Here is a 12,575-nt window from a genome sequence, read left to right on the forward strand (position 1 = left end):
CAAAAACCCGCCCCGACCGGGATATTATGCTTAATCGCTCGGACATGATATCAAGTGCAATTAGCAATTAGGAATTAGGAATAATCAACTAACAACTACCCATTACCCAAATAATGTTTGCAGATTTCTTTATTAAACGACCTGTCTTTGCTAGCGTCTGCGCCTTAATTATTGTTTTGGTAGGCGCAATCAGCATTCCCAGCCTGCCTATCGAGCGCTTCCCCGACATCAGCCCTACCCAAATCAACGTCACAGCCAACTATAGCGGTGCGAATGCTGAAGTTGTCGAAAATGCGGTAACAAACATCCTAGAAAGGCAAATTAACGGCATTGAAGGACTGAAATATCTAACTTCCAGTAGCACTAACAGTGGAACTAGCACCATTACAGCCACCTTTGATACTTCCCGCGACAAAGATATCGCCGCCGTCGATGTGCAAAATCGAGTTGCAGTTGCTCAACCACAACTGCCAGATGTCGTACAACGCACAGGAGTTACAGTTACAAAACAATCTAACAGCCTGCTGCTGGCTATAGGATTATTTACCGAAAATAAAGAATACGATACCATATTTTTAAGCAACTACGCCGACCTCTATTTAGCAGATACTTTAAAGAGAGTAAAAGGCGTGGGCGACGTGCGAATTTTTGGGGAAAGACGCTATGCTATGCGCCTGTGGATAGACCCCAATAAATTAGCTGCTCGTAATCTAACAATGCAAGATATAACAAGAGCAATTAATGAACAAAACTTGCAAGTTGGTGTAGGAAGAATTGGTCAAGAACCCGCCCCAGAGGGGCAAATGTATCAGATTGATTTGAGTGCAGAAAGTCGTCTCAAAAGCCCCACAGAATTTGACGACATAGTTATTAAAAGCGAAGCAAATGGAACTTTAGTTAAGTTAAAAGATGTCGGTAGAGCAGAATTAGGAGCAGAAAATTATAACTCTTTTCTGCGATTTCGAGGGAATGACGCGGTGGGTTTAGGGATTTACCAATTACCCGGAAGTAATGCTCTAAATGTTGCCCAGGCCGTCAAAGCAGAAATGGAAAAATTAGCTAAAAACTTCCCTCCGGGGGTGATACATAGAACCGCACTAGATACGACTCAATTTGTCCAAGAGTCAATGGCAGAAGTAGTCAAAACTCTGTTTGAAGCAGTCTTGCTAGTGGTGATAGTTATTTTTGTTTTCCTGCAAGATTGGCGCACTACGATTATTCCCACCCTCACAATACCCATTTCCTTGATTGGGACATTTGCTTTTATCAAAGCTTTCGGCTTTACGATTAACAGTTTGTCTCTATTTGGTCTTACCTTAGCAACAGGTTTAGTGGTTGATGACGCTATCATCGTAGTCGAAAATATTGACCGTCTAGTCCGCCAAGGTATGAATGCCCGCCAAGCAGCTTCCGAGTCAATGCGGGAACTTTTTAGTGCTGTAATTGCCACTTCCTTAGTATTGATGGCCGTGTTCGTACCAGTGGCATTTTTCCCTGGGACAACGGGAGCACTCTATAAACAATTTGCCCTAACAATTGCTTTTTCCGTACTGCTTTCTACCTTTATGGCAGTTACTCTTACTCCCTCACTTGCCGCTATATTACTGCGCCCAGGTAAGAAGTTTGGCGGCCCGTTGGGTTGGGTGTTTAACCGCATTAATATTTTTCTGGATTGGACGCAAAAGAAATATAGAGATTCCTTAATATTCTTAACACGATTTAAAACCATTGTTACCCTGTTGTTTATTGCTTCTCTGGGATTCACCGCTTGGCTTTATTTAGCAGTACCGACAGCATTTATCCCAGAGGAAGACCAGGGTTATTTTCTGACAATTATTCAAGGGCCTCAAGGTGTTTCGCTGCAATACACCCAGCAGGTGATGGACGGAGTTGAACAAGAAATCCTCAAAGTTCCTGAAGTTGTGGGAACTTTTTCTGTAGGTGGCTTTGGTTTTAGTGGTAATAGTTCCAATCAGGGGATTATATTTACTACCCTTAAACCCTGGAAAGAAAGGGAAGGTGAAGATCAAACCGTACAAGCGATTATTGGTAAATTGCGGGGTAAATTTTTCGCGATTCCAGAAGCGAGAATTTTCCCTGTGAATCCGCCGGCTATTCAAGGTTTAGGTCAATTTGGAGGCTTCCAATTTCAATTGCAAGACCGCAAAGGTAACAGCGGTTTAGATTCTCTAGTTCAGACTATGGGCGGGATTTTAAAGCAGGCGAATCAGACGCCCGGATTGCAGGCGGTATTTAGTACGTTTGCTGCGAATACGCCTCAGTTACTTGTGGAAGTTGACCGCAATCGAGCTAAGGCTCTAGATATTCCCATTAATGATGTTTTCAGTACGTTACAAACGGCTCTGGGTTCTCAGTATGTGAATGATTTTAATCTCCAGCAGCGCAATTATCGGGTGTATGTTCAGGCGGATAAACAGTTTCGTGATAACCCTGAAGATATTAGTAAATTGTATGTCCGATCTGGAAAGAATGAAATGATTTCTTTGAGCAATTTGGTGAAGATCACTCCGGTGGTGGGAGCGCAAACTGTTAACCACTACAATTTATATAGGTCAATTGAAATTAGTGGCTCTCCGGCTCCGGGATCGAGTTCTGGACAGGCGATAAAATCAATGGAAAATGTGGCGGCTCAAGTTTTGCCGTCGGGTTTTGGCTATGAATGGTCGGGGAGTTCTTTAGAAGAAATTGAGTCCGGCGGTCAAGCACCGATAATTTTCGGTTTGGGGCTGATTTTTGTGTTCTTGGTGTTGGCGGCGCAGTATGAAAATTATGTCGATCCTTTCATTATTTTGCTATCGGTGCCTCTGGCGATTTTGGGTGCACTTTTAGCTCAGTCGTTGCGGGGTTTGGCGAATGATGTTTATTGCCAGATTGGTTTGGTGATGTTGATTGGATTGGCAAGTAAAAATGCGATTTTAATTGTGGAGTTTGCTAACCAGTTACGGGAGCAGGGATATTCAATTGCTAAGGCAGCAGTTGAGGCTTCTCAAGAGCGTTTACGGCCGATTTTGATGACTTCTTTATCCTTTATTTTGGGGATTGCTCCCCTAATTAACCCGGAAGGTGCGGGGGCGGCAAGTCGTAGATCGCTAGGGAATGCGATCGCGGGGGGGATGGTTGTTTCTACTGTCTTGAGTTTGTTTATGGTGCCGGTTCTGTATGTGGTGGTTGTCTCGGCTCGCGATCGCTTTCGGAAGCGCGATCGATTAGAAAATCTGCCCGATGATGGCACAATTTTGAACGGCAAAACAACTCCCCACGAGGAGATTGAACGCGATAAAGTATCGCCGTTGTAGTTGGTAAGTTGAAAAGGCGATCGTTTTGTGAGTCTCATTGGTGCGATCGCCCAAAACCCGCCAATCCCGCATCAAAACCCCCAAAGTCCCCAGATTAGTCCGGGGCTCAATTCTTCAATCCCAAATCCCAAATCCCAAATCTAAAATCTAAAATCTAAAATCTAAAATCGATTGACGGCGGCCCCCATCTGCGGCTACGCTTGGAAGTGAGAGGTTGCTTGCTTGTAGAGGAGGCAGCCCGCGTCGCCCAAAAATCTAGTTGCACTGCCCAAAGCTGTTGGTAGCAGCAATGGACAGCTAACCGCCAAACTGATACCAGCAGTCTGGAGGCTAACGGAGTATCTTAACATCCTCTGTAGCCGCCCTGCTATGTGTTGAACTGCGGGGCGGCTGGGTTTTTGGGTTTTCCTAGAAAACCCAAAACCAGGAGAACATATTATGTCACAGGAATTCGTGCCTGACGACAACAAATCCGTTAGCGAAGCCCTCGAAGAGGATCGCCCAAATGACGACTCAGCAGCAGTATGCGAACAGGAAGTGGTGCTGTTAACCGTTGTCGGTTCGCCCAAGGGTGTCAGGGAAACCATACTCACTTTGTACCGACTAGGATTTGCCCAAGTCGGCGATTGGAGCCCCGTACAACGTGCAGCTAATCCGAAGCAGGTGATGAGCGTGCTGATCCGTCGTTCGCGGGCTAACGGTACACCGCCGAGAAAATCTGGACGGTAAGCTGCGCTGTCATTCTGAGTGAGTAGCTTAGGATTTACGCACGGGTGGTCAGAAACCGGGTTTTTACCAAATCTGCGCGCTGTAACGTGTCTTCTCGCAAAAACCCGGTTTCTTTGGTCGCAGTGCGTAAGTCCTGTATTATTTCTTCTTGTCTTTCCCTCGTAAGACTCGAACTAACTCAGTCATTGCACGGGTCAGAGTAGCGCTTGCACCAGTTAGAGTAGCAACAGCCAAAATTAATTCAGGTAGTGTTACCCAATATTGCGAAAATTGCGGTGTTTCAACTCGCCCAGGCGTTGTTGCAGGTTGCTCACTGTGGGTGATAGGTTGTTGATTTTGAGATTCCATCTTTTGACTACTCCGATATGTGTGATTGCTGGAGAAGTTCAATTGGCGCCAATTTGCTCTCACATCTCTAGAATCTCTGATGTACAAAGGTTTGAGCGTTCTAGTTTTGGCTCATATCTGTCGCTGCCGATCGAACTGAGCCAAAAATGAACCGCCCAAAAGCCATGTTTTGAGTAAAGCTGGTAAAAATCCTGAAATTATCAGGTATGAATCGAATATTTGTGCGGAATGCTTCATTTTAGATAGGTAATAATTTAGATTATTCTGTTAAATTAAATTTATTGAAGCATGGCTGTTTCTCTAAAAGCATCGAAAGAAGGACTAGAAATTGTCGATCGCGAAAGAAGAAAGAAAGGCTGGCAAGCAACAGCAGTTGCTTGGTATAGCGCGGCGAAAACTTCAGAAGCAACCTTGAAGCGATTTAGACGTAAAATACCTATTCAGCAAGATGTATTTGTTGCCATTTGTCAAGCAGTTGGCATAGAAAACTGGGAAGAAATTGTTGATAACACCCCAACTATGCAAACTGCATCATATATGGACTTTAGCGTCTATGACGATGCGTGGGTTGGGCGAGAAAGTCTGATTCAACAGTTGAGCGATCGCGTCACTTCTTCCTGTCGTGTCTTGCTATTGGTTGGCATTACAGGTATCGGTAAAACTGCTTTGGCTGAAAAGTTAGTAGAGGAATTGCGAGGAGATTGGACGGAACTCAGGGATAATTTTGAAGATGATAAAAAAGCTTCAGATTTTGCCAGTGTGGCGCTGGAATGGCTGGAAAAGTGGGGAGAAACTGTCCCAAAGGAGGAGCGTAAACCAGAGCAATTGTTACGGCGGTTAGTCAAACGCTTGCGGGAAAATCGGTATTTAATTCTCATAGATTCTCTTGAGTACCTATTGACAGGAAATGAAGAAGAGGGCTGGGGTGATTTTGCCGATGAGTGGTGGGGTAAGTTTTTTGTGAGTTTGTTGGCAGAATCATCTTGTCAAAGTCGGTTCATTCTTACATCTCAGGATTGGCCAACTAAGTTTGAAGCAGAGTGCGAACGCTACAGAAATCTCTGGTCTTGCCAACTTTTGAAAGGATTAGAAATCCCCGAACAGGTAGCGTTATTTCAAAAAGCTGAACTAGATGGCGATTTGGAATTACCGCATAGTCCCCTGCGAGTAATTGGGGAAGTTTATGATGGACATCCTTTAGCCTTGCGGACAATTGCTGGAGAAATTAAGGGTTCTTATGGAGGGAAAGTCAGGGCTTATTGGAAAGATAACAGTCGTTATATTGAAGAGGTAAAAGAGGCTATTGATGAAGCGCGTAACGAAGGAATAGTTCAAGGAGATGAGGATAGGTGGCAGTTAGCCTCATACACGAAGGTCTTGCGAAGGAAGATCAAAGAACGGATTGAGAAGACATTTGAAAGGCTCAAAAATGACGTTTATGATGCTTATGTTTTGTTTTGTATGGCTTCAATTTATCGATGCGAAGTCAAAGAAAAGTGGTGGGTGATTAATTTAGAAGACGAGGGTTACAGTGAGGAGCGGCAAAAAGCTGCAATGCAAACTTTGCGCGAGCGGTATTTAGTTGAATATGGCGGAATTGACGATGAGGATAATCGGCTGGTGGGACAACATAATTTAATTCGCAGTGTGGCGATAGACCATCGATTAATACTACCATAAGTTAAAAATATAAATTCACAATGACAAATAATGTAACACCATCTGGTGAGTTGGTTTTGAAAAAGTTAGGAATCAATCCTCATAATCTCCGTGCCGATTTTCTTACTCGGGAGCAGAGGCTTCAGTACAGAGCAGTTGTAAACTGGATCACGGATTACAAACCGAAGTCAGATGCTACTAATTTGGAGAAGGTGCGGGGGTATTTGGAAGCCTTTCATCATCTGGGTAAGGTAGAAGATTGGATGCGAAATAGCAAAATTATATCAATTCGACTAGATACACCTACCAAAGAGGAATTGCACCATCAATTATCACTGTGGGGCTACTACAAGGAATTGATTGAGCTTTATAAGCAAATTGTGGGCAAATTAAGCTCTAATCTGGATGCTGTTTTTCTCGCAAATCTGGGCAATGCTTACGATGCGCTAGGAAATTATACCCAAGCTATTGACTATTACCAACATGGTTTAACCATTTTTCGGAAAATTGCAGATCGTAAAGGTGAGGGCCGCGCACTGGGCAATCTGGGAGGCTCTTACCGTTCGCTAGGAAAGTATCTCGCAGCAATTGACTATCATCAACAGAGTTTAACCATTGCACGGGAGATTGGAAATCGCGAAGGGGAGGGAAACGCGCTAGTAAATCTAGGCAATGCTTATAATTCGCTAGGAAATTATCTCCAAGCTATCGACTATTACCAACAGGGTTTAACTATTTTCCAGGAAATTGCAGATCGCAAAGGTGAGGGAAACGCACTGGGCAATTTGGGTAATGCTTGCGATGGGCTAGGAAAATATCTCGCAGCAATTGACTATCATCAACAGAGTTTAACCATTGCACGGGAGATGGGAAATCGCGAAGGGGAGGAAATCGCACTGGGAAATCTGGGTAATGCTTACAATTCGCTAGGAAATTATCTGCAAGCAATTGACTATCACCAACAGAGTTTAACTATTGCACGGGAAATCGGCGATCGCAACGGTGAGGGACGCGCATTGGGAAATCTGGGAGTTGCTTACGATTCGCTAGGAAATTATCCTCAAGCCATCGACTTTCACCAGCAGCATTTAACCATAGCACGGGAGCTCGGAAATCGCAGCGGTGAGGGAAACGCACTGGGAAATTTGGGCAATGCTCACCGTTCGCTAGGAGATTATCCCCAAGCCATCGACTATCTCCAGCAGAGTTTAACCATTATCCAGGAAATTTGCGATCGCAACGGTGAGGGAATTATCCTGGGAAATCTAGGAATTGCTTACGGTCTGTTAGGAGATTATTCCCAAGCCATCCACTATCTCCAACAAAGTTTAACCATTGCAAGAGAAATCGGCGATCGTAACTGTGAGGGGAAGGCACTGACAAATCTGGGAAATACTTACCTTTCGTTAGGAGATTATTCCCCAGCCATCCACTACCTCCAACAAAGTTTAACCATTGCAAGAGAAATCGGCGATCGCAACGGTGAGGGAACCGCACTGTTAAATCTGGGAGTTGCTTACTATTCGCTAGGAAAATATCCTCAATCCATCAACTATTACCAACACAGTTTAACTATTGTACGGGAAATCGGACAACGCTCGGCTCAAGAGCGAACGTTACTTAATTTATGTAAAGCTTTCTCTGCTTTAGGAGACTATAACAAAGCAATAGAGTACAATAAGCAGCACTTAGCTCTCGTACAATCAACATAATAGTAACTGAAACTATTGATTTCTGATGAGAAAGCAAAACGCGATCGCCCCTTATATTCTCTGTTAGCCGATCGCACTTATAGCATCAACCAACAGCAAACTCCGTAAATTTCCGTCTATATGGGGCTTTAAAAGCCAAAACTATATCTTGCTTTGGAATTCCAGCTTCAACCAATTCATTAGCAACTCCGATTTCCGTGCCATCCCGTTCGATCCAAATTTTACCATCTTTAATTTCCACGTAGATGATACAACCGAATACTCGGCTCAAATCTTCCCAACCGATATGCAATAATTGATAGCGAGATCGTTCCGTATCAAATATCAAATGCACTTCTGTCTTACTATTTAAGCGATTTTCTACGTGGTGTTTAAGAATCCTTTGTACCACTTCACTGTAATTCAATCCCTCCATTGCACAATCTCCTCTTGAGTTGGGTTGAAAATTAATAATTTTAGTTGATGTTCTACTATCACTCTTTGAATAAACCTACGACTAAAAAATTCATTGTAAACATCTTCAGGAACAGCCAAATACAAAGTCCGCTCTGGTTCGGTCAATCTCAATGCTGAACGGTAGTTGAGACATTGACCGAGTGCACTGTGAAACTCTGTCACGTCTGAGGCTCCTAGAAAAGATTTTACCTCTACTGCAATCTTTTTACCAGTTTTTTCAGCGACGAGGATTTTTTCTGCAGTTAAGTCTATGTAAAAATCAACATCCTCAACTTCAATGAATAGATTTTCGTCAGTGATGCTCCACCCATCTTTTTCGAGAGATGTTTTAACAGTATTGTGAAAAAAATCTTTAGCTGGCATAAATTAACTTGAGTTTTCAGCTACTTAAATTATAGTCAGGCTGACAAGCATATTCCCAAACTTGGCGATCGAGTACAGTAGGTAATCCCATCCTATAATATCCTAATTCACTTTAATTCAATCCCCGCACAGCCACCACTCCCCTCAAGTCCCATCAGGGGCGTGCCCGGAGCCATTTTGGGTATCTTTTTGCCGATCGCACCTCATCGTGCAATAATGATATGACTTGCACAAAAACTCTATTAGTAGGTAAATCTTGCCTACCTTACCGCTACATATAGCGTCTCAACTGTCAACCCGTGCAAGTTCCCAATTAAACCGGCTGTTGCACTACACAAATTTTTCCTAATGGCTGAAGTCCCCCTAAATCCCGCAGAACTTGCAGAAGCCCTCAACGGCTTTACCGATATCAATTTCCAATTGCCTGACCCCGAAGACGAACAAATACCAGAGTTTGACTTTGAAAATCAAGTTGACAATGCCTGGAAAGTGTGCGATCGCTTCGACTTGCAAACCGACATTTGGCGGGGACGCATTCTCCGAACAGTCCGAGACAGAGAAAAAAAAGGCGGCGAAGGACGGGGTACAGGCTTTTTGAACTGGCTCAAAGAAAGAGAAATTGGCAAAAGTCAAGCCTATTCTTTGATAGAATTAGCTAATAGTGCCGATACTCTGATCCAGCAAGGAGATTTAGACCCAGATTCCATTAGAAACTTCAGCAAAAGAGCCTTTGTAGAAACCGCCAAAGCATCTCCCGAAGTCCAGCAAATGGTAACAGATGCAGCAGCCAATGGCGATCGCATCACCCGCCGCGAAGTCAAACAACTATCCGACGAATGGATGGCAATGAACTCAGATTTATTGCCAGAAGAAGTCAAAGAAAAAGCATCTACAGGTTCTCTACCTTCCCGCTACCTCGCTCCTTTAGTCAAAGAAATGGAGAAACTCTCCCCATCTCACCAAAGCGAAATTCAAAAAGAAGTAGCAGAAAATCCCGACGTAGATACTGTAAAACAGCTAACTTCCGACGCCAAGAACTTATCAAAATATCTCGACGCCGCCGCCCAAGTGCAAGCTCTCAATCAGTCTCACTTAGACATGGAAATGGCCTTAGAAGAATCTTTGCGAGTAGGCTGTTTGGGAACCACCGCCGACGTTGTAAAACAAGCCGCACAGCTAGAACAAACAGTAGTCAAACTCTACACAATTTGGAAGCGTTTAGGCAGTTTAGCAGATAGATTGTACGTAGATACAGGAGCAAGCACCCCCAATTTGCGGTTGCTTTTGGGATGCTTGGACAGTCTTTCGGGAGAAAAGATTGAAGTGGATTTCGGAGACGGAGAACGCTCTATTCGCTTGCAAATTTTCAGCGAATAGCTCAACCTTGACCGCAGATAAAAGCCAACATCCAGGCTCATTATCTGCGTCGAACCCTGTTCATCTGCGGTTAAAATTTCTAAGTTTTTTCCAAAGATATCAGGGATGCAAATAACGCCGATATTTGGTAACTATTTCTTTCCCCAACAGCACTACGCTAATCCAAAAACAAACTTCTGCACCAACAGCCAGAACGACCGATAAAGTAGTTTTTTGAGGAATGTCCAGCGGCAGGAATGGCACAACAAAAAAGATTGCCAACCACGGCAGAAAAGATAGAACAAATAAAAACAAACCGAGCTTTTGCATAGATTCACATAATACAGCTTTGATATCCCCTTTATCTCTTAGTCCGCTTGGAGTGAACTTCGTTTGTATAGTAGCGATTTCAATCGCCGAGTGACGACAAACTCGCATCTTGCACCAATATCAGCAACAGGCTTTCCGGCCTGTTCCACAAATACTAAATGTTCTTGTGGAACAGGCCGGAAAGCCTGTTCTTGAGAATGGTTCAACAAATGACTACAAACTTAATTGCCAAGCATTTCTAACTCAATTCTTAATCCCCGTCGCCGCAATCCCCCGAATAAACTGCCGCTGACCGGCCAAAAACAGCAACACCACCGGCACTGTGCCAATTACCACCGCCGCCATCAACAACTGCCAACTGCTAGTAAACTGTTCCTGAAACTCAGCCAAAGCTAACTGCACAGTTCGCAACTCCGGCCGCGTCGTAAACACCAGCGGCTTAAACAAATCGTTCCACTCCCCGATAAACGTAAACAAAAACAGCGTCACCAAAGCAGGGCGGGCCAAAGGTAACATCACCTGCCACAAAACCTGCCAGCGGTTAGCCCCATCCAGCATTGCCGCCTCCTCCAACTCCACCGGAACAGTCATAAAATACTGCCGCAGCAGAAAAATCCCAAAACCGTTAGCAGCCGTCGGCAAAATCAGCGCCCCGTAAGTATTCAGCAGATGGCCCCACTTCAAAACCAAGAAAATCGGAATCACCAAAAGCTGAAACGGAATTACCAGCGTCGCCAAAACCCCCAAAACTAGGGCCTGTCGCCCCCGAAACTTCAGTCTGGCCAAAGCATAACCGGCCAAAGCAGAAGTCACAACCTGAAAACCCGTCACTGCGATCGCCACTAGAGTAGAATTAAGGAATGCCAACAAAAAATTGCCCCGTCGCCAAGCCTCCTGATAGTTCGCAAAAGTCAAGCCTGTGGCCTTGACACCCACACCAGAGGGTGATAAAGAAACCAAAAATACAGCAGCCAGCGGCAGCAGCACCAGCGCAGCACCCGCCAGCAAGCAAATAAAACTCAGCAGTTCCAGCGCTTGAGACCTGTCAAAGGATTTACCCATAAATTTGTGAATTAACCTAAAATAATAAGCCTGTGAGGTTCTCCAACCCGATCGCCTCCCAGAGGATTCCCATACAACATAATATGTGGTAGAGGGAAAGAAGGAGTACCCAGCGAGGAAGTTGTGGTTAGGATATAATGTTAGAGATAGATTTGGTACTGTAAAACCTTTAAAGGTGGAGACATAGACCGTATTTCTATCATCTATTTCCGGGCAAAAGATCGACTAACGACTAATTCCAGTAATTAGTAAATAGATAGCATTCTAGCGATAGTCTTTCTGGAGTGTTCGAGGGCAAAAGTCCGACCAACACGCTGAGGACGCCAGTTTTTCCCGGATAGTCAAAGAAAAGTTCTTTGTCGAAAGAATCCTCAGCTATAATCTGTGATTTAGATGGGGTGCGTTCAAAATAGGTAAAGTGTACTGTCACTGACCCCCCATTTTAAAGGGGTTTCCAAACATCCCGCAAGCTTATATAAGGAGACTAGATATCTATGCCCCAGCTTGAGGCCAGCCCAACAATTGACTTTCAAACCGAAACTTACAAAGATGCTTACAGCCGCATCAACGCCATTGTGATTGAAGGCGAACAAGAAGCTCACGACAATTACCTGACACTGGCCGAACTGTTGGCTGACAAAAAAGCAGAGTTAATTGGCTTGTCCAAGATGGAGAACCGCCACATGAAAGGCTTCCAAGCTTGTGGCCGGAATCTTAAAGTCACGCCCGACATGGCATTTGCCAAGCAGTTCTTTTCGGAATTGCACAAAAACTTCCAGACGGCAGCGGCCCAAGGTCAGATTGTAACTTGCTTGTTGATTCAATCGCTAATTATCGAGTGTTTTGCGATCGCAGCTTACAACATCTACATCCCCGTCGCCGATGACTTTGCTCGCAAAATCACCGAAGGCGTCGTCAAAGAAGAATACAGCCACCTCAACTTTGGGGAAGTCTGGCTGCAAGCTCACTTTGAGGAATCCAAAGCGGAACTAGAAGCCGCCAACCGCCAAAACCTCCCCATCATCTGGAAGCTGCTAAACGCTGTCGCAGACGATGCCCGCGTCTTGGGAATGGAAAAAGACGCTTTAATCGAAGACTTTATGATTGCCTACGGCGAAGCTCTAGGTAACATTGGCTTTAACAACCGCGATATCATGCGGATGTCAGCACAAGGCCTCGCAGCCTAGTTAATTGGGAAATAAGGAATGGGAAAAAAATTAAAAATTAAAAATTAAAAATGGGA

Annotated in this window: 13 protein-coding genes; 6 read left to right on the forward strand and 7 right to left on the reverse strand. The window is 44.4% G+C overall.

Annotated elements, in window-relative coordinates:
- The first annotated feature begins 113 nt into the window (after positions 1 to 113).
- Positions 114 to 3,317: an efflux RND transporter permease subunit gene (locus tag QT990_RS08355; protein ID WP_333138748.1), complete on the forward strand. Its 3,204-nt coding sequence runs from the start codon at positions 114 to 116 to the stop codon at positions 3,315 to 3,317.
- A 194-nt stretch (positions 3,318 to 3,511) separates the two neighbouring features.
- On the opposite strand, the gene QT990_RS08360 is transcribed toward QT990_RS08355, so the two are convergent.
- Complete coding sequence (locus QT990_RS08360; protein ID WP_333109569.1) at positions 3,512 to 3,667, reverse strand: hypothetical protein; 156 nt, start codon at positions 3,665 to 3,667, stop codon at positions 3,512 to 3,514.
- A gap of 88 nt (positions 3,668 to 3,755) precedes the next feature.
- Between QT990_RS08360 and QT990_RS08365 the strand changes: the two genes are divergently transcribed.
- The gene (locus QT990_RS08365) at positions 3,756 to 4,046 is read left to right on the forward strand and encodes a hypothetical protein (RefSeq protein ID WP_333138746.1); all 291 of its coding nucleotides are present in this window, start codon (positions 3,756 to 3,758) and stop codon (positions 4,044 to 4,046) included.
- Positions 4,047 to 4,184: 138 nt separating this feature from the next.
- Here QT990_RS08365 and QT990_RS08370 read toward each other — a convergent pair whose 3' ends face one another.
- A complete protein-coding gene (locus QT990_RS08370; protein WP_333138743.1) occupies positions 4,185 to 4,394 on the reverse strand; it encodes a hypothetical protein in 210 nt (69 codons plus the stop codon).
- A 288-nt stretch (positions 4,395 to 4,682) separates the two neighbouring features.
- Here QT990_RS08370 and QT990_RS08375 point away from each other — a divergent pair, with 288 nt between their 5' ends.
- Positions 4,683 to 6,074, forward strand: coding sequence for an ATP-binding protein (locus QT990_RS08375; RefSeq protein ID WP_333138739.1), 1,392 nt, complete (start codon positions 4,683 to 4,685; stop codon positions 6,072 to 6,074).
- A gap of 20 nt (positions 6,075 to 6,094) precedes the next feature.
- Positions 6,095 to 7,765 (forward strand): tetratricopeptide repeat protein, encoded by a 1,671-nt coding sequence (locus QT990_RS08380; RefSeq protein WP_333138737.1) that lies wholly within the window; start codon positions 6,095 to 6,097, stop codon positions 7,763 to 7,765.
- Between the two features lie 85 nt (positions 7,766 to 7,850).
- Here the strand turns inward: QT990_RS08380 and QT990_RS08385 are convergent, their stop codons facing one another.
- Positions 7,851 to 8,156 (reverse strand): XisI protein, encoded by a 306-nt coding sequence (locus QT990_RS08385; RefSeq protein WP_333300768.1) that lies wholly within the window; start codon positions 8,154 to 8,156, stop codon positions 7,851 to 7,853.
- An 11-nt stretch (positions 8,157 to 8,167) separates the two neighbouring features.
- Complete coding sequence (locus QT990_RS08390; RefSeq protein WP_333138733.1) at positions 8,168 to 8,584, reverse strand: XisH family protein; 417 nt, start codon at positions 8,582 to 8,584, stop codon at positions 8,168 to 8,170.
- A gap of 348 nt (positions 8,585 to 8,932) precedes the next feature.
- On the opposite strand from QT990_RS08390, the gene QT990_RS08395 reads away from it, so the two are divergent.
- Positions 8,933 to 9,961 carry a hypothetical protein gene (locus QT990_RS08395; RefSeq protein WP_333138731.1) on the forward strand — a complete coding sequence of 343 codons (1,029 nt, stop codon included), beginning with the start codon at positions 8,933 to 8,935 and terminating at the stop codon, positions 9,959 to 9,961.
- A 99-nt stretch (positions 9,962 to 10,060) separates the two neighbouring features.
- Here QT990_RS08395 and QT990_RS08400 read toward each other — a convergent pair whose 3' ends face one another.
- The 3 genes from QT990_RS08400 to QT990_RS08410 form a co-directional block, all read right to left on the reverse strand.
- On the reverse strand, positions 10,061 to 10,270 hold the full coding sequence (locus QT990_RS08400; protein WP_333138729.1) for a transporter suffix domain-containing protein: 210 nt from the start codon (positions 10,268 to 10,270) through the stop codon (positions 10,061 to 10,063).
- A gap of 243 nt (positions 10,271 to 10,513) precedes the next feature.
- Entirely contained in the window at positions 10,514 to 11,332 is an 819-nt protein-coding gene (locus tag QT990_RS08405) for a carbohydrate ABC transporter permease (RefSeq protein WP_333138726.1), read from the reverse strand.
- A 232-nt stretch (positions 11,333 to 11,564) separates the two neighbouring features.
- The gene (locus tag QT990_RS08410; protein ID WP_333138724.1) at positions 11,565 to 11,762 is read right to left on the reverse strand and encodes a hypothetical protein; all 198 of its coding nucleotides are present in this window, start codon (positions 11,760 to 11,762) and stop codon (positions 11,565 to 11,567) included.
- Between the two features lie 64 nt (positions 11,763 to 11,826).
- On the opposite strand from QT990_RS08410, the gene QT990_RS08415 reads away from it, so the two are divergent.
- Positions 11,827 to 12,519 carry an aldehyde oxygenase (deformylating) gene (locus tag QT990_RS08415; RefSeq protein ID WP_333045307.1) on the forward strand — a complete coding sequence of 231 codons (693 nt, stop codon included), beginning with the start codon at positions 11,827 to 11,829 and terminating at the stop codon, positions 12,517 to 12,519.
- Positions 12,520 to 12,575 lie beyond the last annotated feature (56 nt).

The sequence above is a fragment of the Microcoleus sp. T3_B1 genome, assembly GCF_036700445.1.
GTDB lineage: Bacteria > Cyanobacteriota > Cyanobacteriia > Cyanobacteriales > Microcoleaceae > Microcoleus.

Bases quoted from the DNA above. Each gene is read 5' to 3' on its own strand.
- QT990_RS08355 (WP_333138748.1), top strand. From the start codon at position 114: ATGTTTGCAGATTTCTTTATTAAACGACCTGTCTTTGCTAGCGTCTGC.
- QT990_RS08360 (WP_333109569.1), bottom strand. From the start codon at position 3,667: ATGTTAAGATACTCCGTTAGCCTCCAGACTGCTGGTATCAGTTTGGCG.
- QT990_RS08365 (WP_333138746.1), top strand. From the start codon at position 3,756: ATGTCACAGGAATTCGTGCCTGACGACAACAAATCCGTTAGCGAAGCC.
- QT990_RS08370 (WP_333138743.1), bottom strand. From the start codon at position 4,394: ATGGAATCTCAAAATCAACAACCTATCACCCACAGTGAGCAACCTGCA.
- QT990_RS08375 (WP_333138739.1), top strand. From the start codon at position 4,683: ATGGCTGTTTCTCTAAAAGCATCGAAAGAAGGACTAGAAATTGTCGAT.
- QT990_RS08380 (WP_333138737.1), top strand. From the start codon at position 6,095: ATGACAAATAATGTAACACCATCTGGTGAGTTGGTTTTGAAAAAGTTA.
- QT990_RS08390 (WP_333138733.1), bottom strand. From the start codon at position 8,584: ATGCCAGCTAAAGATTTTTTTCACAATACTGTTAAAACATCTCTCGAA.
- QT990_RS08395 (WP_333138731.1), top strand. From the start codon at position 8,933: ATGGCTGAAGTCCCCCTAAATCCCGCAGAACTTGCAGAAGCCCTCAAC.
- QT990_RS08400 (WP_333138729.1), bottom strand. From the start codon at position 10,270: ATGCAAAAGCTCGGTTTGTTTTTATTTGTTCTATCTTTTCTGCCGTGG.
- QT990_RS08405 (WP_333138726.1), bottom strand. From the start codon at position 11,332: ATGGGTAAATCCTTTGACAGGTCTCAAGCGCTGGAACTGCTGAGTTTT.
- QT990_RS08415 (WP_333045307.1), top strand. From the start codon at position 11,827: ATGCCCCAGCTTGAGGCCAGCCCAACAATTGACTTTCAAACCGAAACT.